The organism is Senimuribacter intestinalis, assembly GCF_943192965.1.
In the GTDB taxonomy this organism is placed as follows: domain Bacteria; phylum Bacillota; class Clostridia; order Peptostreptococcales; family Anaerovoracaceae; genus Senimuribacter; species Senimuribacter intestinalis.
In genome coordinates, this window is the sequence record NZ_CALPCF010000008.1 from 93,532 (window position 1) to 114,857 (window position 21,326).

Genomic DNA, 21,326 nt, shown 5'->3' on the forward strand with positions numbered 1-21,326 from the left:
ATGGAAACAAGAATCGGCACGGGCTATGATGTACACCGGCTGACAGAAGATAGAAAGTTAATACTCGGCGGCGTTGAAATTCCTCATGACAAGGGGCTCGACGGACACTCTGATGCTGACGTGCTTGTCCATGCACTGATGGATGCTATGCTAGGTGCTGCTGCTCTTGGCGATATCGGAAAGCTCTTTCCCGACACTGATGAAGCGTACCATGGGATTTCCAGTCTGAAGCTTCTAGCGGAAGTTGGAAAACGTTTAGCAGAGGAGGGATATTCCCTGGGAAATGCCGATGTAACTGTGGTGTGTCAGCGACCCAAGCTGGCACCGTTTATAGGGCAAATGTGCGAGAACATCGCAAAGACCCTGAAGGTGCCCGAAAGTAAGATCAGTATAAAAGCAACCACTACAGAAAAACTGGGTTTTGCCGGAAGAGGAGAGGGCATTGCGGCAGAGGCTGTGTGTCTTTTGAATCGGTAGAATCCGTCCAGAAAGGATCGTGAAAATAAAATGAGATTATCAAAAATGCATATTAAAACTTTAAGGGAAGTGCCAAACGAAGCGGAAATTTCCAGTCATATTCTGCTGCTTCGCACCGGCATGATTCGCAAGCTGGTTTCCGGCGTGTACGGCTTTATGCCGCTGGGCTGGAGATCAGTTCGTAAAATCGAAGAAATCGTAAGACAGGAAATGGACGCAACTGGCGCCCAGGAAATTCATATGTCTGCAGTGCAGCCTGCTGAACTCTGGGAAGAATCCGGCAGATGGTACGCATACGGACCTGAGCTTTGGAGACTGAAGGACAGAAACGGCAGAGATTTCTGCCTGGGACCTACACACGAAGAAATTTTCACCGATGTCATCAGAAATGATGTATCGTCTTATAGACAGCTTCCGATGAACCTGTATCAGATTCAGACTAAGTACAGAGATGAGGCAAGACCTAGGTTTGGTCTGATGAGAAGCAGAGAGTTCATCATGAAGGATGCTTACTCTTTCGATAAGGACTATGCAGGTCTTGACGAAAGTTACAAGACCATGTATGACGCTTACGACAGAATTTTCACCCGTTGTGGTTTGACCTTCAGACCGGTAGAAGCGGATACAGGCGCAATCGGAGGCAGCAACTCTCATGAGTTTACCGCCCTTTCCGAAGTCGGTGAAAGTGAAATCGCATACTGCGAAAGCTGTACCATGGCGGCTACCACTGAAAGAGCTGAGTGTGTAGACGCACCAGCGCAGACCGATGTGGAACTGCTTCCTATGGAGGAAGTGCATACACCGGGCACTAAGACCATCGAAGAAGTTGCAAACTTCTTAGGGCTTGATCAGACGCAGACTATCAAAGCGTTGCTCTTTGTCACTTACGATGAGAAAGGTGAAGAAAACGGTTATGTGGCAGCCTTTGTCAGAGGCGACAGAGAGCTGAACATGATTAAGCTGGTCAACGCACTGAAGATTCCAGAACATGCTATCGCATTTGCTGATGAAGAAAAGATGGCAGCAGCAACAGGCTGTGTTGGCGGTTTTACAGGTCCTTGCGGACTCCACGACTGTACCATTGTTGTGGATAGTGAACTTCCTGGTCTTGCAAACCTTTGCGCAGGCGCAAATAAGGCAGATCACCATGTGAAAAATGTCAACTACGGAAGAGATTATAAAGGGGACATTGTAACCGATTTGAAGGTGCTCAAAGAAGGAGATCCTTGTCCAATCTGCGGTGCACCGGTAAAACATGCCAGAGGTATCGAAGTGGGTCAGGTGTTTAAACTGGGAACCAAATATTCTGAGTCCATGGGCGCTAACTATGTAGACGAAAATCAGAAGGAACAGCCGATAGTCATGGGCTGCTACGGCATTGGCGTAACCAGAACCCTGGCGGCTGTTGTGGAGCAGCACCACGATGAAAACGGTATTATCTGGCCAATGTCAGTAGCGCCTTACCATGCAATTATCACTTTGGTAAAACCGGACGATGAAGTGCAGGCAGGCGTAGCAGAAAGAATCTATCAGGAACTGTTAGACGCCAGAGTGGAGGTTCTGCTGGACGACAGAAAAGAGCGCCCAGGTGTTAAGTTTAAGGACGCAGATCTTCTGGGTATTCCAGTGAGAATCACTGTTGGAAAGCTGGCAGGTGAAGATAAGGTAGAATACAAGCTGAGAAGGGATGCCGAGAAGGAAGAGATTTCTGTCAGCGAAGCAATTGCAAGGGCAATTGAAATTGTAAACAGGGAAAAATAAAGCGGAATTTAAATGGGTAAAACGAGCGGAGTAAAAGAGAATATATATTTTCAGTTGTTTTGGTCCTTTTTCAAGCTGGGGCTGTTCACTATCGGCGGTGGGATGGCGATGATTCCTTTGATTCAGGGAATCGTAGTTGATGAGAAACACTGGATGACAGAAGAGGAAGCTGTGGACTGTATTGCAGTCAGCCAAGGTCTTCCGGGGGTAGTTGCCATCAATATGGCGACCTATATCGGACACCGGAAAAAAGGGATTGGCGGAGCTCTGGCAGCTACAGTGGGCGTGATACTTCCCAGCTTTGTGATCATTATTCTGATCGTAAAACTTCTGCAGGGGATTGGCGACAATCCTTATGTGAAGGGGGCTTTGGTTGGCATTAAGGCGGCGGCGACAGGTCTGATTGCATTTTCTGCCTACAAAGTCGGAAAGCAGGTTTTGAAGAAGCCTTTCCAGTGGATTTTGGCGCTGGCATCCTTCGGGCTCATAGCAGGACTTTCTGTCAGTGCGGTATGGGCAATTGTGGGCGGTATCGCAGCCGGCCTTGTTTATACTGCAGTGATGGAAAAGCGAAAGAACCGTGATGGAGGTGAGCGTGTATGATCTACCTTCAGCTATTCTTTGTCTTTGCAAAGATAGGACTCTTTGGCTTTGGCGGTGGGATGGCAATGCTGCCGATTATTTACCAGGGAGCGAAGCAGTTTGGACTGATGTCTGCTGATGAATTTTCCAATCTGGTCGCAATTTCTCAGGTGACTCCGGGACCGATTGCAGTGAACGCTGCAACCTATGTTGGTTTTAACTGTGCCGGATACGGTGGTGCTTTTGCAGCAACCCTTGGCGTAGCACTGCCCTCTTTTATCCTGGTGATTCTGGTATGTTATTTTATCAATAAATTCAAAGAAAGTAAGATTATCGACGGTGCTTTTGCTGGAATCAGACCGGTTACGGTAGGGCTCATTGCAGCGGCGGTCATCTTTATGGGTGAGAGCGCCTTTGCTGCGCTGAATCCGGTGGCAATTGTTATTGCGCTGGCGACGGTAATCTTAGCAGGAAAGTTTAAGGTAAGCCCCATCGCAATCATCGTCGGTGCGGGCGTGTTAGGAGCAATATTATGTGGGTAGGCGGCGTAAGGGTAGTCATTACCAATGAAGAAAAAAACAAAATTTTAATGGTAAGGCAGCACCACGAGGACAGAGATATCTGGATGGTTCCTGGCGGCGGGATTGAAGAAGGCGAAAACTCCATCGAAGCTGCGGTTCGGGAAGCGAAGGAAGAAACCGGTCTTGATATTGAAGTTGTGGGCGTAGCATGGCACATTGAAGAGGTTTCACCAGAAAGAGGGCAGCGCTTTGTCAACTATATGCTGGGAGAAATCAGAGGTGGTCAGCTGGGGCTTGGCAAAGACCCTGAGTTTGATGACGATCATCAGGTGCTCCGCGAGGTTCGCTTTATGTCCCGCGAAGAAATCAACACGCTGGAGCATATATATCCAAAATTTTTCAATGATGAAATTTGGGGTATATTAGAAGAAGAACGAAATGGCATGACCTATTATAAATTAAGATATAAAGAATAAAGGAGACGAATAGAATGAAAACAGTAACCATCGAAATGGAAAATGGCGGTATCATGAAGGGCGAGCTTTACGAAGACGTTGCGCCGATTACCGTAGAAAATTTTGAGAAATTAGCAAACGAAGGTTTTTATAACGGACTGACTTTCCACAGAGTTATTCCAGGCTTTATGATTCAGGGCGGCTGTCCGAAGGGCAACGGCACCGGCGGACCGGGATACTGTATCAAGGGGGAATTCACCTCAAACGGTGTAAAGAACGATCTGAAGCATACCACCGGGGTTCTGTCCATGGCAAGATCGATGATGCCAGATTCTGCAGGCTCCCAGTTTTTTATCATGGTAGCTGATGCGCCGCACCTTGACGGTCAGTACGCTTCTTTTGGAAAAATTACAGAAGGTATGGAGGTTGCACAGGATATAGTCAATGTGAAAAGAGACCGCATGGACTGCCCGCTGGAACCAGTAAAGATTAAGACGATTGTAGTTGAGTAAAGATTTGGTTAAAAGTAGGAGGAATTTGTAAGATGGCTTTTTGGAAAGATGTGAGAGAGGATATTCAAACTGTGCTGAAGAAAGACCCTGCAGCGAGAAACAGTTTGGAGGTTCTGCTCTGTTACCCAGGCATCTGGGCACTGATTTGGCATAAGCCGGCTCATTTTCTCTACAAACATAATATTAAATTGCTTGCAAGAATGATTTCTCAGCTGACTAGATTTTTCACCGGTATAGAAATTCATCCGGGAGCCACCATCGGCAGGAGGTGTTTTATTGACCACGGCATGGCGGTGGTTATCGGTGAAACCACGGAAATCGGCGATGATGTGACGCTTTATCAGGGCGTGACCTTAGGCGGTACCGGAAAGGACACCGGAAAAAGGCATCCTACTATCGGAAATCGTGTCATTGTCAGCTCCGGCGCCAGAGTCCTTGGACCTTTTTCTGTGGGGGACGATGTAAAAATTGGCGCAGGTTCCATCGTTCTTAATGAGATTCCGCCAGGTTGCACGGTAGTTGGCATTCCGGGAAAAATCGTAAGACGTTACGGTGAAAGCACAGAAGATTTGAATCAGGTGGATTTACCCGACCCGGTAGCAACGGAACTTGAATGCCTGCGCAGAAGAGTGGTTATGCTGGAGAATAAACTAAATCAGCTTGCAAGTAAGGAACAGAAAGGAAATGAAGATGAAAATCTATAATACACTGACTAGAAAAAAAGAAGAATTTGTACCGATTCGCGAAGGGGAAGTTTCTATCTATGTCTGTGGTCCTACTGTATATAACTTTTTTCACATTGGAAACGCCAGACCTTTCGTTGTATTTGACACGCTGAGAAAGTACATGGAATACAGCGGCTATAAAGTAAAGTTTGTGCAGAACTTTACCGATGTTGACGATAAGATTATCAACAGAGCCAGAGAAGAGGGCATTACTGCGCCGGAAGTTTCCGAAAAATATATCGGTGAATACTATAAGGATGCGGCTGCGCTTAACGTTAAGAAAGCAGATGTACACCCGAGGGTATCTGAGCACATTCAGGAAATTATCGACTTCGTACAGACGCTCTGCGATAAAGGCTACGCCTATGAGGCGGACGGCGACGTATATTTCTCTACCAGAAAGTTTCCTGAATACGGAAAGCTTTCTAAGCAGAACATCGATGATTTAGAGTCCGGCGCTAGAATTGCGGTGGGCGAAGTAAAGCAGGACCCGCTGGATTTTGCACTGTGGAAGGCAAGAAAAACAGAAGATGAAATTGCATGGGAATCCCCATGGGGTATGGGAAGACCTGGCTGGCACATCGAGTGCTCTGCTATGTCCAAAAAGCACCTGGGTGAAACTATCGATATCCACGCGGGTGGACAGGACCTGCAGTTCCCGCATCACGAGAACGAAATTGCACAGTCTGAGTGCTGCAATGGCGTACCCTTTGCCCACTACTGGATGCACAACGGTTATATCACCATTGACAACGAGAAAATGTCTAAATCCAAGGGCAACTTCTTTACTGTAAGAGACATTCTAAGGGAGTATAGCGGAGAGGTTATGCGCTTCTTCCTGCTTTCCGGCCATTACAGAAGCCCGATTAACTTCTCTGACGCTCTGATGGAGCAGGCGAAGAACGGTCTTTCCAGAATGGCAAACTGTAAAGAAAACCTGACGTATCTGACGACAGCAGGGGCAGAAGGCTCTATGACTGAGGCAGAAAAAGAGCAGCTGGAAGACTATGGGACGTACCGCGAAGCCTTTGTTAAGGCCATGGACGATGATCTGAATACAGCTGACGCAATCAGTGCGGTTTTTGAACTGATAACTGCTGCAAACACTGCTGTGAAGGACGGCGCCACAAGAGAATTTGCGAAAGCATCTTTGGATACACTGATGGAATTTGCTGACGTGCTGGGTCTTTTGCAGGTAGAAGAAGATAGTGCTGTTGATGAAGATATTCAGAAGCTGGTTGATGAGAGGCAGGAAGCGAGAAAGGCAAAGAATTTTGCAAGAGCTGACGAAATCAGAGATCTGTTGAAGGAAAAGGGCATTACACTCAAGGACACCCCACAGGGCGTGCAGATTATAAAAGAGTAATATGGAGCAATTCAATCCAAGGGAAATAAACACAACGGCATTGGCTTTTATCGGCGATGCCGTTTATGAAGTATTTATAAGAAAACATGTGATGGAAAGCGGTCAGAAAAATGCGGACATGCTGCATAAGATGGCGGTGACTTATGTGCGAGCGGAGGCGCAGGCAAAAGCTATAAAATCCTTGATGAGGGACTTTCTCACAGAAGAGGAAACTGCGATTGTAAAGTGTGCCAGAAATCACAAAAGCGTATCAAAATCCAGAAGCGCAGGACCGGTGGCGTATAAGCTGGCGACGGCTTTTGAGGCTTTAATCGGATATCTATATCTGGATGGACAGGATGAACGCATGACAGAAATAGTAAAGGAAGCCGTGGGCAGAATAGAAGGAGATAAGAATGAGTAAAGCAGATGTGTTATTTGTCAATATGTGCCGCGGCATTTTAGACCATGGCTTTTCCACAGAAGGACAGCAGGTTCGTGCAAAATGGGCAGACGGTGCTCCCGCGCACACCATCAAGAATTTCGGGGTAGTGAATCGCTATGATTTACAGGAAGAGTTTCCGGCGCTGACCCTGCGCCCGACTGCAATCAAGTCTGCGGTGGATGAAATGCTGTGGATTTGGCAGAAAAAGTCAAACAATGTAAATGATCTGAACAGCCATATTTGGGATTCCTGGGCTGATGAAACCGGCTCTATTGGAAAAGCCTATGGCTATCAGTTAGGTGTGAAATATCGCTTTGCCCAAGGCGAGATGGATCAGGTGGACAATGTCATTTGGCAGCTTCGCAATACGCCGTACTCCAGACGGATTATGACTAACATTTATAATTTCAGTGATTTAATGGAAATGGGACTGGAGCCGTGCGCATACAGTATGACTTTTAACGTGACAGGGGACAAGCTAAACGCCATTTTGAATCAGCGTTCGCAGGATATTCTGACTGCCAACAATTGGAATGTAGTGCAGTATTCCGTACTGGTACATATGCTGGCGCAGGTTTGCGGACTGGTTCCTGGCGAACTGGTGCACGTTATCGCTGACGCCCATATTTACGATCGCCATGTGCCGATTGTAGAGGAACTAATCGAAAGACCTCAGTATCCGGCGCCGAAGTTCAGACTCAATCCGGACATAAAGGATTTCTATGACTTTACCGTGGACGACATCATTATCGAGGATTACCAGAAAAATCCACAGGTTAAAAATATTCCTGTGGCAATTTAATTGCGGTAATTCAGCTATGGTATTTCAGCTGCGATGGCATTACCAAATTTTGAAATTTTTTGCGGTTTTGTCAATAAATCGGCAAAAATCTCGGCTAATATTGCGGTTTTCGATGCGAATTTTGACAAAATTGACAAGAAATCGGAAATCTGTCAATTTTGTCAAGGTTTTGGAGTGAAAACATTGCCTGGATTGACAAAAAACAAAAGTTTTGGCAATTTTGTCAAAGTTGATAGGAAAATATCGTTGTTTGCGCGATAAATATCGGCTGAACATTGACAAAAAATTAGGAAAAAGAATAATTTGTCAATGTTGCCGATTGAAAGATAGCATCCACTAGGGCGAAGGGAGATTTTATGAAACTGATACTTGCAACAGACAAAAACTGGGCCATTGGCAATCAGGGCGGACTGCTCTGTCACCTTTCAGGTGATTTGAAATATTTTAAGGAGAGAACGACCGGAAAAACTGTGGTAATGGGCAGAGCCACCTTAGAAAGCCTGCCAGGTGGGAAACCCCTTCCAAACCGTGAAAATATCGTGCTTTCCACCAGAGCCGATTACGCGCCTTCCGGCGTAACCGTGGTGCATTCTGAAGAGGAACTTTCTGCGGTGCTGGCCGGACTGGATTCTGACGAAGTCATGATCATCGGTGGTGGAAAGGTCTACAGAGATTTTTTGCCTAAATGTGACACCTGCTATATTACTAAGATTTACGCGGAATTTCCGGCAGATACCTGGTTTGTCAATCTGGATGAAATGCCGGAATTTGAGGTAGTTTGGGAAAGTGAACTGCAGGAGGAAAAAGGAATCTGTTACCAGTTTTTTGAATATAGGAGAAAAGAAGATGGCAAAAAATAAAAGAGACTGGGCATCCATTAACGCCCGAAAGGGCAAAGCCTACAGAGCGCCAGAGGAAGCGAAGGCAAGCCGCAGAAGTGAGAGAAATACAAAGTCTGCGGGAACTAAAACGAGACAAGGTGAAGAAAAGTTTTGGCAGGCAGAGCTTCCGGCAGGCGCGATTTTAGGCAGAAACCCTGTGATAGAAGCGCTTAGAAATGACAGAGAAATGGAAAAGATTCTGGTCGGAAAAGGCGCAGAGGGCTCCATTGCGAAGATTATTGCCATGGCAAAAGAAAAGGCAATTCCCATTTATCAGAGCGATAAACAGACTCTGGACAGAATTGCCGGCGGTGCGCCTCACCAGGGGGTCATTGCCTATGCTTCAGCCTACCATTATAGTGAGATGGAGGATATCTATGCCAAAGCAGAGGCGGCGGGAGAGCAGCCTTTAATTGTGATTCTCGACAATCTGGAAGATCCGCATAATCTGGGCGCAATCATGCGTAGTGCCGAGTGCGCAGGTGCTCATGGCGTGATTATTCCAAAACGCCGCTCTTGCGGATTGACGGAAACCGTAGCAAAATCTTCTGCTGGTGCAGTCGAGTACATGCCTTGTGTCAAAGTTGCCAACATTGGACAGGCAATTGATGCACTGAAAGAAGATGGATTCTGGATTGCTGCCTGTGATATGGACGGTGTGACCTATTATCAGCAGGATTTAACCGGAAAACTTGCAATCGTGATTGGAAGTGAGGGGGCTGGCATTAGCCCGCTGGTTAAAAAGAAGTGTGATTTTACAGTTTCCATGCCGATGGTTGGAAATATCACTTCTTTGAACGCCTCCAATGCGGCGGCAGTTTTGCTATATGAGGTGCGCAGACAGAGAGATGGAAAATAATAAAGATTTAAATATCCTTACCGATGAATCCATTGTAAAAATGGCGCAGGAGGGAAGTAGTACTGCTTATGAATATCTCATTGACAAGTATAAAGAACTTGCCAAGATGAAGTCCAAGACTTACTTTATTGCCGGCGGTGATATAGAGGATGTAGTGCAGGAAGGTATGATTGGGATTTTTAAAGCGATTCGTGACTATGACGAGACCCAGGCAGCTTCTTTTCGTACCTTTGCGGAGCTTTGCGTCAATCGCCAGATTATTACTGCAATTAAAGCGGCGAATCGTCAGAAACATCAGATTCTCAATGAGTCTGTGTCCCTGAACTCTCAGGCGGAGAATGCTGAAAATGGGGAAGCAGCCGCTTTGTCAGAGCGACTTGCGGCAAATAGCGCAGACACGGACCCAGAAGCGATGATGCTGATGAGAGAAGTCGTAGATTTTCTGAAAGCCAACGAGCATGATATTTTTAGTCCTCTGGAAAAAAAGGTGTGGAACCATATGCTCAAAGGAGAAGAGTATAGGGAAATTGCGGGGCATCTTCACCGCTCTACTAAGACAGTGGACAATGCTATTCAGCGAATCAAGAAAAAGATACAGCGATTTTTAGAAAATTGAATTGGAGAAAGCGGGAAGAAAGGCTTTATACGTAGCAAAGGCATAAAACCTTGTGCGCAACCGCTTTTTATCGATTTTCATGACCGCGGTGAAGATTTGTAAATTTGCCATTGACAAAGAGCCGAAAATATAGTAATATATAGAACGATTGGTATGCTGTTGTAGCTCAGTAGGTAGAGCACTTCCTTGGTAAGGAAGAGGTTCGGCAGTTCGAATCTGCTCAACAGCTCCAAGTATAGAAGACGTTGGAATTCCAGCGTCTTTTGTTTTTGTGTGATGAAAGATTGCCTCTTGTAAATTGCAGAGAATCAGAAAAGGGCGAGGTTTCAGCTTCATTGTTACTTCTCAGGTACTCATTTAATTCTCAAATTCTATATTTTGCAGGGCGAAGATGATGCACTGATTGATGAATTCATTTCTGCTTAGGTCTGCCTTTCCTGCATTTTCATCGATGGATTTTAATAGGTCAGAGGTAAGCCGTATGGAAATTACTTCTTTATCTTGTTTCTGTGGAATAAATTTTGCCATAATTCAAATCCTTTCTTTACATAATTGTATTCGCTGTGATATGATTTGTATGTATTCAAAAAATAATGCTAAAAAATGAATACAAAAATAAATGTAAATATATTTTGAAGCTATCCTAAACGCGGCTTAAATGCAGTTAGCATGATAAAAGAAATATTTTGTTTATTAAAGGAATTGAAATTTTTGGGAGTAGGTGACAAAATATAACAAGAATCTAACCTAAATCATGATATGATAAGTCCACTGAGTTAATATTATAATTTCATGCAGTTGAATTGCCGGTGTGCTGCGGCTGCAGTGAAATCAACAATGAAAAGAATAAGGGCTTTATAGGAGAAAGGAAGAAAATATGAAAACATTAAAAAAGTTTAGCTGCTTGATTATGGCACTCATGATTGCAATGTCACTGCAGCTGAGTTTTGCAGCAGCAGAGATTTCGGATGGAGAAAGCCCTTCGATTTCCAATGAAAAAATTACAAGAGATAATTACAATGATTACGTAGATGCAATGGAGGCGGAATTAAACGGAGACAATGTAATTGCGCCGGATTACACAGATGAAAAAACCTTTGGAACCTATGCGCGGCTGCATTTTGATGGATGGAACGTACAGGTTACTGATTATAAGTTTGATGGTCTGCAGGTTACACTGACCTTGCAGGCAGATGAAGGATATGTGCTGCCTGCCGCTTTGCCAGACAGAGAGAGTAGGCCCGGATCGGGAAATTGGATTGCGCAGGTGCCGAGACTGGTCGGATCGACTGCCAATGATAACAAATATACAGTAGATGAAAACGGAATCGGTACTTTGACTTTCAGAGCAAGAAACGAGGCTGACGCAAGCTCAGGGATTGTCGGTGCACGATTGGATTCCCAGGATTCTTACTATTCTGTGCCTGTACTCGTTTTTGCGGCGGCGGTTCCTCAGGGAGAGAAAGAATCCACTTATCTGAAGGATTATCGTTTTGCCAATGTGGAGCACAGAGCAAACTACAAGACCGGCTATCTTGGCTATGAGCATACAGTAAAGCCAGAATCTTTCCGCCTGACAGGTTCAAGAACCTATCTGACAAAACAAAATACAGATTTGAAAATCTATGTACGTGCGCAGGAAAACTTTGCGCCGATGGAAGTGGGCGGATATATTAAAACGGGAATTACAGACAGTCCGGATAAAACTGATTATTCAAATCGATATATTGTTTTTAATGTGGGACGAAACAACGTGTCTTCTAAAGAAATCTTTTACCAGCCAACTCTCTTTACTGTAAATGTTTGGGATGCGGCACAGAGTACGTGGGTGAGAGTTGCTGCATACGATTATTATCATGAGGATAATGAAATCAGATTTGCAGAACTTTTAGGAAATCGTTTTGATGTAGAAGGCAAAAAGATTACAAGTCTCAATCTGCAGACTTATCAGTATGACCAGACGATGAGTCAGATTCAGACTTCGAAGCTGGATTCGCGGGAAGTTGGACTGGATTATACCCTTTCCACAAAGAAAGATGATTTTGATGTGCAGTGGGTGAACAGCGGTACTGAAAAGGTTGACGAAAGCGATGCTTCCAGCCTGAGATTCCGTCAGGGTGATATTTATGTTACACCGAGATATACAGATTGCTTTACTGTAACCTTTGTGGATTATAACGGCAACGTTTTAAAGAGTGAAGAAGTGCTCGCCGGTCAGGATGCAGCAGCTCCTGAAGATCCTGTGCGCAGCGGCTACCGCTTTACGGGATGGGATAAAGAATTTACCAATGTACAGGAGAATCTGACCGTCACAGCGCAGTACCGGAGTACCTATATTCCGGTAACGCCGCCGACAGAAATTGAGGATCCGGATGTTCCCCTTGATCCAAATCCGGGAGAAGAAAATCCAGACGATCCTGGCGATGTGGATATTGATGAGCCGGATGTACCTTTAGCACCTGGCATTGATATTGATGAGCCTGATACTCCAAAGGCTGATAAACCGAATAAAACTGAAAAGAAGAATGACAACGGTACTGCAAAGAACAGTTCCCCAAAGACCGGAGATGACGCATTTTTGTGGCTGGCAGTATGGATGATGATTCTGGCAGCAGCAGGGACTGGCTGTGCAGCACTAATCTATAAACGGAAATAGAATAGACGCAAGTAGAGCTACAGTGAAAAAGGACGTATGTAAAACGTCCTTTTTTGATGCAGCTGTATTCATTGGCAGATTGCTTTGGTTTTACCGCAGTTTTACCATGGAAATGACTTGTAAACTACAGAAAACTATGCTAAAATATTTTTTAGGTTTGAGCAAAACCCAATAAGCAGATTTGGGGACGCCCAAGTCCGCCTTTCTAAAAAATAACGTTATACAATTAGGAGGAAAACAAAAATGGCAAAAGCAAAATTTGAGAGAACCAAACCGCATATCAATATCGGAACCATTGGTCACGTAGACCACGGTAAGACAACGCTGACAGCAGCAATCACAACCACCCTGTATCAGAGATATCAGCTGGGTGAAAAGGTAGCATTCGACCAGATCGACAAAGCACCAGAAGAAAAAGAAAGAGGAATCACCATTTCTACAGCACACGTAGAATACGAAACACCGAACAGACACTACGCACACGTAGACTGCCCGGGCCACGCTGACTATGTAAAGAACATGATTACAGGAGCAGCACAGATGGACGGCGCAATCCTGGTATGCGCAGCAACAGACGGACCGATGCCGCAGACAAGAGAGCACATCCTGCTGTCCAGACAGGTAGGCGTACCATACATCGTAGTATTCTTAAATAAGTGCGACATGGTAGATGACGAAGAACTGCTGGATCTGGTAGAAATGGAAATCAGAGAACTGCTTGACGAATATGAATTCCCAGGAGATGACACACCGATCATCAGAGGATCCGCACTGGGCGCATTAGAGAACCCAGAAGGACCATGGGGAGATAAGATAGTAGAACTGTTCGAAGCAGTAGATAGCTACATTCCAGAACCAGAAAGAGCAAACGATAAGCCGTTCCTGATGCCAGTAGAAGACGTATTCTCCATCACAGGAAGAGGAACCGTAGCAACAGGAAGAGTAGAAAGAGGCGTACTGAAAGTTGGTGAAGAAGTAGAAATCATCGGCTTAACAGAAGAAAAGAGAAGCGTAGTCGTAACAGGACTGGAAATGTTCAGAAAGCTGTTAGACCAGGCAGAAACAGGAGATAACGTAGGAGCACTGCTTAGAGGTGTGCAGAGAACAGAAATCGAAAGAGGACAGGTACTGGCAAAACCAGGAACCATTCATCCGCACACAAAGTTCAAGGGCGAAGTATACGTACTGAAGAAAGAAGAAGGCGGAAGACACACTCCGTTCTTTAACGGATACAGACCACAGTTCTATTTCAGAACAACAGACGTAACAGGAGACCTGCAGTTACCAGAAGGAACAGAAATGTGTATGCCAGGAGATAACGTAACCATGACAATTGCGTTGATCACCCCGATTGCAATCGAAGAAGGACTGAGATTTGCGATCAGAGAAGGCGGCAGAACAGTAGGTTCCGGCGTTGTTACTGAGATCATCGAATAATTACGATATTGAGTCAATTTGAATAAATAAGTAGCTAAGACCTGCGAGTAGTCGCAGGTCTTCTATTATAATCATTATAAAAGAGTCTATATACCAAAAAATAACAAAAAACTAACCAGCGTGTGGTATAATATAACTTATTAGACTAATTTCAAAAGAATCTTAAAAAATGCACACACTATTTAGTGTATGAAAGAGAGGATGGGCAGATGAAAAAATCAAGAGTGCTGATTTGTCTGATTATGACGCTTCTCATGCTGCTTCCAGCTTCATGGGTCTATGCGGATGAGTCGGAAGTGGCTCCAGCAGTTGATTCAGAGGAAGGGGCAGAACTAGAAACACCTTCGGAGCCCGAGCAGACAGAGGAAGGACAAGATATACAGGGTAGCCAGGCTGCAGATGATATGCAGAGCGCAGCGCCTTCTGACATTTCAGAAGAGGAAAACTCACAAGAGGATACTGCAGCGGAAGAAGAAAAAGAAGAGGAAGAGGAATTGATTCGCATTGATGATGAGGCGGTTCCTCTGGCAGGTACACCGGAAGATACAGAAACCAGTGGCTGGTCGTTGAGCAATGCGCTTTGTGTGGGATTGGCCTTTGTTGGTAGTGCAGTAATTCTGGCTATAGCCGTCATGAAATTCAGAAAAAAAGAAACGTCTGAAGGACGTAAGGAAAATTAGCAGCAAATGCTGTCTGCGATTCGCAGGTGACGTAATTCATCATATTTAGAAGGAAAAGGAAAGTCTCTCTACAGAAGACTTTCCTTTTCTTTTTTCTGCAATGATCAAGTTACAAGCTATAATTCTAAAAAATTCTTAAGAGGTATCGACAAAATTCTACAGACATAGTAAAATATTATGGTTACAAACTGTGACAACTTCAATATTTTGAGAGATATTAGAGGATACCGATGAGACAGGATAAACACGAGAAGAAACAGAACGGAGGCGCGTTTAGAGTATTTACCAGGATATGGTCGATTTTTTATATATTAGTGACCATTGCTTTTTTTGGTTTTTTTATTTATATGGACGTGCTGGCAATTAAGTATGTATGCATGGCAGCGGGGCTGATTATCATAATTTTGATTCTCACTTTTCCAGCGCTGTTTTTCAAACGCTTTAAGAATTCCAGAAGAATTATTTCCCTGATTATTTCTATTGCACTGGTCGGGGCTTATGGCGCAGGGATTGTGTACATAAATGGAACGATTGATTTTATGGACAAAGTTACTACGGTAAAGGAGCAGACCGAACCTTACTATGTACTGGCGAAAGCAGACAGCACTTATGATGGGGCAGCTTCCATCACGGGAAAGGCTGTACAGACCTTCCTGACTAACGAAATTAACTATTCCGAAGCCAAGAATATGCTACAGGAAGAGGCGAATGTCACCTACGAAATGATTGAAGATTTGAGTACGCTGGCATCGGGTGTTTTAGACGGATCTTATGAATTGATTTTTATCAGTGAAGCGCATTATACTACGATGTGTAGCGAAAACAGCAGTTTTAAGGAAGGCAGTAAGATTGTGCATACAGTAAAGGTGCCGATTGAGACAACGAATATCGCAAAAGACGTCAACGTGACGAAGGATTCTTTTAATATTTACGTAAGCGGACTGGACACAGAAGGCTCTATTGATGTGGTTTCACGCTCCGATGTAAATATGATTGTTACAGTGAATCCGAGAACCCATAAGGTGCTTTTGACATCGATACCTAGAGATTACTACCTGGAGCTGCCGGATGCCGACGGCGCGAAGGATAAGCTGACGCATACCGGGGTACACGGAATCAAGGAAACCATTGCCGCAGTGGAAAAGATGACCGGACTTGATATGAACTATTATGTAAAGGTCAATTACACGACAGTTACCTCTTTGGTCGACGCCATCGGCGGCATTGATGTAGAGTCCGATTATACCTTTGTTACCCATGGCATGGGGGTTTACTATGAATTTTACGAAGGCACCAACTATCTGGACGGCGCAAGAGCACTGGCATTTGCAAGAGAGCGAAAGTCATTCAGCGACGGGGATTTGCAGAGAAACAAAAATCAGCAGAAGGTGCTGGAGGGAATTTTGAAAAAAGCGATTTCCAGTACGACGATTTTGACCAGATATACAGCGATTCTTGACTCTATCGAAGACTGTGTGGAAATCAATATGTCACAGGACGATATCCGCAACCTAATTAAAATGCAGACTGATGGGATGCCATCGTGGGATATAGAAAAGCAGAGCATTGTCGGAGTGTCCAGCAGCGAAGTCTGCTATTTGGATGGAATGAACCTTTATGCTTCTGTCGTGCTGCAGGATCAGGAAAGTATTGTCTCTGCGGTTGACCGGATTATCGCAGTCATGGAAGATGAAAAGGAATAAAAATAGAAACAGAATGGACGAGAACAAAGAGATGCCCGTGCGGCATCTCTTTTTAATCAATCTTTTAATATCACACCGCCGACTAGCAGATAGTAGTCGGGAATAGAAACACCGTCAGACCACTTTGCGGAAAAACCAAATTTATCCTCCACTAGTTTAACTGCCAGTATGCCGATAGACTCAAGGCCGTAGCGCATGATTTCGGGGTGGATGCAGGGAAGACCGGAAAGACGGGCGCATTTTTTGCAAGCCACACATTCCTGTGCAGCTAGCCCATAGCTTCCGGGTGATTTTTTTTCCAGCTCGCGCATTTCCGCATCAAACCGGCTCTTTTCTGCGAAAAGCCAGTTCTGTGCTTCTTCTATGGTTGCGGCAGATGCGCAGCTGACGCGGTCGACAATCAGATGAAGCGATGAAAAGCCCCGCCAGAAATCAGCGGGCTCAAAGTCAAAAGCAGGGCAGGACCAGGTTTTCTGATAACCAGAGCATTGACGGCACTTGCTGTGGGTCAGCTCAAAATCAAAATACTGATTCATCAGTTCATCGATAGGTATATGTGTTTCGAATCGTTGGATTTTACTCATGTTTTAGTTTTCCTTCTACAATCATTCTTGCGATAATCTCCGCACAGAACGCGACAGCAGTAGCGCAGTGGAATGTTCCGTTGTGATCCATATACCCCTGATCGCCTTCTGGCGTCTTCCAGTCATAAACAGCGCCCATGGTATGAATCATAACATCTTTGCAGAGGATGCCGCCGTATTCTTCACGGAACTTATCCGCAACCTCTCTAACCATTACATGACAGGCGTCATAATCGCCGGCCAGGTCATCAATTGGTCGCCCGTAGCAGATACTGATTGCCCATGCCGCTGCGTTGAGTGCGCCGCAGGTACCTTCCAGACAGCAACCGCAGCCTCCAGCAATACCAAAACATGCCTTGAGCATATCTTTGGTGATTCCAAAGTCAGGAAATGCGGAATAAAGACCGTTTAGCATGCTCTGGATGCAGTTGCCGTAGTCAGTTTCCGTCTGAATGCCGACGTTCATCGCTTTTTTTATCAGGGCTTCTTTTTCTTCCTGGGGTAATTTTGTATAGTCTTGCATCATCATAACTCCTCTCAGTTTTTACTATGTAGTAAGTTAAAATTATTTTAGCGGAAAAGCGAAAAAAAAACAAGATATCCGCTTCGATGACAAGATAGTTAGCAAATTAATAAATTGAAATGGTAATTTTGAAGTGATAAAATTGCTTTAACTAAGTAATTTTGTATCTGAAAGGAGAAGTTTGATGAAACTGGTTGTGGTAGGCGGCGTAGCTGGCGGTGCATCTGCAGCAGCAAGAGCTCGCAGAATTGACGCGAAAGCAGAGATTGTAATCTATGAAAGGGGGGAGCATGTTTCGTTTTCCAATTGCTCACTTCCATACTACCTCGGAGGTGTTGTGGGATCTGATGAAGACCTGATTATGATGTTTCCGGAGGATTTTAAGAACAATCATGATATAGATGTATATACAGGACATGAGGTGACTGCGATAAACCGTGACAGAAAGACTGTGAACGTAAAGAATTTGAATACCGGTGAGGAATTTGAGGATTCCTATGACAAGCTGGTGCTTTCTCCGGGCGCGAAGCCTGTAATGCCAAAGAGTATTAGGGGAATTGACGCAGGCAATGTGTTTACTATCAGAAATGTGACGGATATCAGTAGACTAAAGGTCTATCTGGACGCTGCCGGAATAAACAATGTTGCAGTTGTCGGTGGCGGCTTTATCGGAATTGAAACAGCCGAAAACCTACGGGAAGCTGGAAAGCAGGTATCTGTCATTGAGGGAACAGCGCAGATTATGGCGCCTTATGACTACGATATGGTGCAGATTCTGCATAAGGAACTGGATGACCACGGAATCAACTTGTATCTGGAGTCATCGGTTACAGCTATAGAAGACGGAAAGGTAACAGCGGTAAAGGACGGTAAAGCCTTCAGCATCGATGCGGACGCGGTTATTATGGCTGTGGGTGTGGCGCCGGAAACGGAACTTGCTGAAAAGGCTGGTCTTGAAATCGGGCAGAGCAGAGGCATCAAGGTCAATCATAACTATCAGACCACCGACCCGGATATTTACGCTGTTGGAGATGCCATAGAATCTTTTAACAGTCTGACACATAAACCGGGCAGAATTGCGCTGGCAGGACCTGCGCAGCGACAGGCAAGAGCGGCGGCGGATCACATCTATGGAATTTCTGCAAACAACAAAGGCTTTATCGGTTCCTCTTGCATCAAGCTGTTTGGACTTAATGCAGCGTGCACCGGACTCAACGAAAAGACAGCACAACAGGAGGGTTTCTCCTATGATTCTGTGATGATCTTCCCTTCAGATAGAGTGGGCATTATGCCGGGCGCGAACTATATGGTATTTAAGCTGATTTTCGAAGTTCCTACGGGCAGGATTCTGGGCGCGCAGGCAATTGGAACCGGTGAGACTGATAAGAGAATTAACGTGATTGCCACGATGATTACTATGGGAGGCACACTAGAAGATTTGAAAGAGCTGGAGCTGTGCTACGCGCCATTGTTTTCGACTGCAAAGGACGTTGTGAATCTGGCGGCACTGGTAGCGCTCAATGTACTCAACGGCAGAATCAAACAGGTGCATGTCAGCCAGGTTCGCGCTCTGGCGGAAAGCGGTGCCTGCATTATCGATGTCAGAAGCCCAGAGGAATTTGAAGGGGGACATCTCAAGTGCGCAAAGAATATTCCGCTGGGGCAGCTGCGCGGCAGACTTTCCGAAATTCCAAAGGACGTGCCGGTATATCTGCACTGCCGTTCCAGTCAGAGATCCTATTATGCGACATGTTGTCTGCAGGGCAACGGGTTTGAGAATATTGCAAATATCAGCGGTTCCTTCTTGGGCATCAGCCTGTATGAATACTTCAATGATAAGGTTTTAAACAGGGAACCAATTGTGACAGCATATAACTTTGACTAATAGTAGCCAATTGATGAACTTTTCAGAAATGGCAACTCGGTCAATAAAAATAGCAAGGTAATCAGTGCATTATCCGACAGGTATGGTATAATAATGACAGCATTAGTGGCATTTTGCTACATAATGCGAAAAATTATTGCGTTATAGCATGGATTTTTTTACGCTGGCTGAATGATTGCAAATATTTTGCGAAAATTACTAGATTTTGAACTAATGTGTGAAATGGAAGACATGGTATAATGCAAGTGTGAAATTATTTCTTATCATACTTAGGAGGTTTTTAGTTATGACAGAAACTAAAAAAACTGGCGAACGTCTTCCTAACGTGTTCGAGGCCTTTTTACCGGTTCTCGTACTGTTAGGTTTGATGCTTGCGAACTTTTTGTTTGAGTGGGGCAACGACCCGCACATCTACGTACTGCTTGCAGCGATTACCTGCTGCGTAGTAGGCAAACTTTGCAACGTACCTTTATCTGAAATGATGGCGGCAGGTTTTGCTTCTATCAGCCAGATTTTGGAAGCGCTGTTCATCCTGCTCTTCGTAGGATGCTTGGTTGGATCCTTTGAATGGGCTGGTGTAATCCCTGCTATCGTATACTACGGTCTGCAGATTTTCACACCTGCAGTTTTTCTTCCGGCAGTTGTTGTACTGTGCGCGATCGTAGGTTTATCCCTGGGATCTTCCTACACTGTATCCGCTACACTGGGTATCGCGTTTATGAGTATCGGTGCAACCATGGGTATCAACCCTGCTATGATTGCTGGTGCGGTTCTTTCCGGCGCTTGTACCGGAGATAAGTTCTCACCGCTGTCCGATTCCACAAACCTGGCTGCGGCAGCTTCTCAGACCGGTCTGTTCGACCATGTAAAAGCAATGATCGGAACGACTTTCCCTGCGTTCCTAATCGCATTCGTTATTTACTGCGTAATGTCCCTGACAGGAAAAGCAGGTACATATGATCCTGAGTTGGTAGACGGTTTATCTAATGCGATTAAAGACAACTTCGCATACATGAGCCCGGTACTTCTGTTACCGGTTGCAGTTATCATCTTGGTTGCAATACTGCAGATGCCAGGCATCCCGGGTGTACTGCTTGCGTCATTGACAGGTTGTATCTTTGCAGTCATCTTCCAGGGTGCAAGCTTTGCGGAATGTATTGCAATGGTGCACTACGGATACTCTGCTGAAACTGGCAATGAACTGGCTGACACACTGCTGAACAGAGGCGGTATGGACTCCATGCTCTGGACTATTAACATGGCGCTCATTGCCATCGGCTTCGGCGGCATGTACTCCAGATGTGGCGCTGTAGAAAGACTGCTGGGCGGAATGATTAAGAAGATTAAGACGCCGTTCCACCTGATGGCTGCAGTAATTGTTACCGCAATGTTCTGTATCCTGACTATGTGTGACCAGTATCTGGGACTCATCATTCCACCTGCAATGTACAAAGAAAAGATCGACGATATGGGTCTTTCCAGAAATGTTCTTTCCAGATGTACAGAAGACGGCGGAACACTGTTCTCCGCACTGGTACCTTGGTCTTCCTGCGGTGTATATCACTCCTCCATGCTGGGCGTAAGCACCATGGCTTATCTGCCGTACTGTTTCACCAACTTCCTGAATCCGATTATCTCCCTGGCTACAGCAGCTTGGGGGGGCAACATCATCTTCGCAGATGGTTCTCGTACCGGATTCTTTGGAGGCAAAGTGAAGGCTGGCAAACCGGCTGGGGCACCTGCTGAAGAGCACGAACATGCGCTCAAGAGACTTGCTGAACTCAGAGCTGACGGAACTTACAAAGAAATCGGCAAATAAACCGGCAAGTGAATCTAACATAAAAAATTACGCATACCCGTTTTACGGGTATGCGCTT

22 protein-coding genes and 1 tRNA gene are annotated in these 21,326 nt (G+C 45.2%); 20 read left to right on the forward strand and 3 right to left on the reverse strand.

Annotation, left to right across the window (positions count from 1 at the left end; all coding sequences use genetic code 11):
* The 14 genes from ispF to NFR88_RS08850 all read left to right on the forward strand — a co-directional run bounded on the left by ispF (nt 1) and on the right by NFR88_RS08850 (nt 10,213).
* Entirely contained in the window at nt 1–477 is a 477-nt protein-coding gene (ispF, locus tag NFR88_RS15235; RefSeq protein ID WP_334296748.1) for a 2-C-methyl-D-erythritol 2,4-cyclodiphosphate synthase, read from the forward strand.
* A gap of 30 nt (nt 478–507) precedes the next feature.
* A complete protein-coding gene (locus tag NFR88_RS08790; RefSeq protein WP_161909402.1) occupies nt 508–2,238 on the forward strand; it encodes a proline--tRNA ligase in 1,731 nt (576 codons plus the stop codon).
* A gap of 12 nt (nt 2,239–2,250) precedes the next feature.
* Nucleotides 2,251–2,841, forward strand: coding sequence for a chromate transporter (locus tag NFR88_RS08795; protein ID WP_251615253.1), 591 nt, complete (start codon nt 2,251–2,253; stop codon nt 2,839–2,841).
* Nucleotides 2,838–3,362 (forward strand): chromate transporter, encoded by a 525-nt coding sequence (locus NFR88_RS08800; RefSeq protein WP_160202975.1) that lies wholly within the window; start codon nt 2,838–2,840, stop codon nt 3,360–3,362. The genes NFR88_RS08795 and NFR88_RS08800 overlap by 4 nt, the downstream gene beginning before the upstream one ends.
* Nucleotides 3,353–3,817 carry an NUDIX domain-containing protein gene (locus NFR88_RS08805; protein WP_160202976.1) on the forward strand — a complete coding sequence of 155 codons (465 nt, stop codon included), beginning with the start codon at nt 3,353–3,355 and terminating at the stop codon, nt 3,815–3,817. The genes NFR88_RS08800 and NFR88_RS08805 overlap by 10 nt, the downstream gene beginning before the upstream one ends.
* A 14-nt stretch (nt 3,818–3,831) precedes the next feature.
* Nucleotides 3,832–4,308, forward strand: coding sequence for a peptidylprolyl isomerase (locus tag NFR88_RS08810; protein ID WP_160202977.1), 477 nt, complete (start codon nt 3,832–3,834; stop codon nt 4,306–4,308).
* Nucleotides 4,309–4,340: 32 nt separating this feature from the next.
* A complete protein-coding gene (gene cysE / locus NFR88_RS08815; protein ID WP_160202978.1) occupies nt 4,341–5,012 on the forward strand; it encodes a serine O-acetyltransferase in 672 nt (223 codons plus the stop codon).
* A complete protein-coding gene (gene cysS / locus NFR88_RS08820; RefSeq protein WP_251615297.1) occupies nt 4,999–6,399 on the forward strand; it encodes a cysteine--tRNA ligase in 1,401 nt (466 codons plus the stop codon). Before cysE ends, cysS begins: the two co-directional genes overlap by 14 nt.
* 1 nt (nt 6,400) lies before the next feature.
* Entirely contained in the window at nt 6,401–6,802 is a 402-nt protein-coding gene (locus tag NFR88_RS08825; protein ID WP_251615256.1) for a Mini-ribonuclease 3, read from the forward strand.
* Nucleotides 6,795–7,625 carry a thymidylate synthase gene (gene thyA, locus NFR88_RS08830; RefSeq protein WP_251615260.1) on the forward strand — a complete coding sequence of 277 codons (831 nt, stop codon included), beginning with the start codon at nt 6,795–6,797 and terminating at the stop codon, nt 7,623–7,625. The genes NFR88_RS08825 and thyA overlap by 8 nt, the downstream gene beginning before the upstream one ends.
* A gap of 356 nt (nt 7,626–7,981) precedes the next feature.
* Nucleotides 7,982–8,485, forward strand: a complete 504-nt coding sequence (locus NFR88_RS08835; RefSeq protein WP_160202981.1) for a dihydrofolate reductase — start codon at nt 7,982–7,984, stop codon at nt 8,483–8,485.
* Complete coding sequence (gene rlmB / locus NFR88_RS08840) at nt 8,472–9,365, forward strand: 23S rRNA (guanosine(2251)-2'-O)-methyltransferase RlmB (RefSeq protein WP_160202982.1); 894 nt, start codon at nt 8,472–8,474, stop codon at nt 9,363–9,365. The genes NFR88_RS08835 and rlmB overlap by 14 nt, the downstream gene beginning before the upstream one ends.
* The gene (gene sigH, locus NFR88_RS08845; protein WP_161909397.1) at nt 9,355–9,981 is read left to right on the forward strand and encodes an RNA polymerase sporulation sigma factor SigH; all 627 of its coding nucleotides are present in this window, start codon (nt 9,355–9,357) and stop codon (nt 9,979–9,981) included. The genes rlmB and sigH overlap by 11 nt, the downstream gene beginning before the upstream one ends.
* Before the next feature lie 155 nt (nt 9,982–10,136).
* Nucleotides 10,137–10,213 (forward strand) — tRNA-Thr (locus NFR88_RS08850).
* A 125-nt stretch (nt 10,214–10,338) separates the two neighbouring features.
* Here NFR88_RS08850 and NFR88_RS08855 read toward each other — a convergent pair.
* The gene (locus NFR88_RS08855; protein ID WP_160202996.1) at nt 10,339–10,509 is read right to left on the reverse strand and encodes a ribbon-helix-helix domain-containing protein; all 171 of its coding nucleotides are present in this window, start codon (nt 10,507–10,509) and stop codon (nt 10,339–10,341) included.
* Nucleotides 10,510–10,858: 349 nt separating this feature from the next.
* Here NFR88_RS08855 and NFR88_RS08860 point away from each other — a divergent pair, with 349 nt between their 5' ends.
* The 4 genes from NFR88_RS08860 to NFR88_RS08875 all read left to right on the forward strand — a co-directional run bounded on the left by NFR88_RS08860 (nt 10,859) and on the right by NFR88_RS08875 (nt 16,457).
* The gene (locus NFR88_RS08860) at nt 10,859–12,637 is read left to right on the forward strand and encodes an InlB B-repeat-containing protein (RefSeq protein WP_251615262.1); all 1,779 of its coding nucleotides are present in this window, start codon (nt 10,859–10,861) and stop codon (nt 12,635–12,637) included.
* A gap of 243 nt (nt 12,638–12,880) precedes the next feature.
* On the forward strand, nt 12,881–14,074 hold the full coding sequence (gene tuf, locus NFR88_RS08865) for an elongation factor Tu (RefSeq protein WP_160200804.1): 1,194 nt from the start codon (nt 12,881–12,883) through the stop codon (nt 14,072–14,074).
* 209 nt (nt 14,075–14,283) lie between these two features.
* Nucleotides 14,284–14,754 carry a hypothetical protein gene (locus NFR88_RS08870; protein WP_160203250.1) on the forward strand — a complete coding sequence of 157 codons (471 nt, stop codon included), beginning with the start codon at nt 14,284–14,286 and terminating at the stop codon, nt 14,752–14,754.
* A 230-nt stretch (nt 14,755–14,984) separates the two neighbouring features.
* Nucleotides 14,985–16,457: an LCP family protein gene (locus NFR88_RS08875; protein WP_161909446.1), complete on the forward strand. Its 1,473-nt coding sequence runs from the start codon at nt 14,985–14,987 to the stop codon at nt 16,455–16,457.
* Between the two features lie 56 nt (nt 16,458–16,513).
* Here the strand turns inward: NFR88_RS08875 and NFR88_RS08880 are convergent, their stop codons facing one another.
* On the reverse strand, nt 16,514–17,041 hold the full coding sequence (locus tag NFR88_RS08880; RefSeq protein ID WP_251615265.1) for a DUF2284 domain-containing protein: 528 nt from the start codon (nt 17,039–17,041) through the stop codon (nt 16,514–16,516).
* Nucleotides 17,034–17,564 carry a C-GCAxxG-C-C family protein gene (locus NFR88_RS08885; protein ID WP_161909444.1) on the reverse strand — a complete coding sequence of 177 codons (531 nt, stop codon included), beginning with the start codon at nt 17,562–17,564 and terminating at the stop codon, nt 17,034–17,036. Before NFR88_RS08885 ends, NFR88_RS08880 begins: the two co-directional genes overlap by 8 nt.
* A gap of 184 nt (nt 17,565–17,748) precedes the next feature.
* Here NFR88_RS08885 and NFR88_RS08890 point away from each other — a divergent pair, with 184 nt between their 5' ends.
* Both NFR88_RS08890 and nhaC read left to right on the forward strand, forming a co-directional pair.
* A complete protein-coding gene (locus NFR88_RS08890) occupies nt 17,749–19,449 on the forward strand; it encodes an FAD-dependent oxidoreductase (RefSeq protein ID WP_251615268.1) in 1,701 nt (566 codons plus the stop codon).
* 286 nt (nt 19,450–19,735) lie between these two features.
* Complete coding sequence (gene nhaC, locus NFR88_RS08895; protein ID WP_251615271.1) at nt 19,736–21,268, forward strand: Na+/H+ antiporter NhaC; 1,533 nt, start codon at nt 19,736–19,738, stop codon at nt 21,266–21,268.
* Nucleotides 21,269–21,326: the final 58 nt, after the last annotated feature.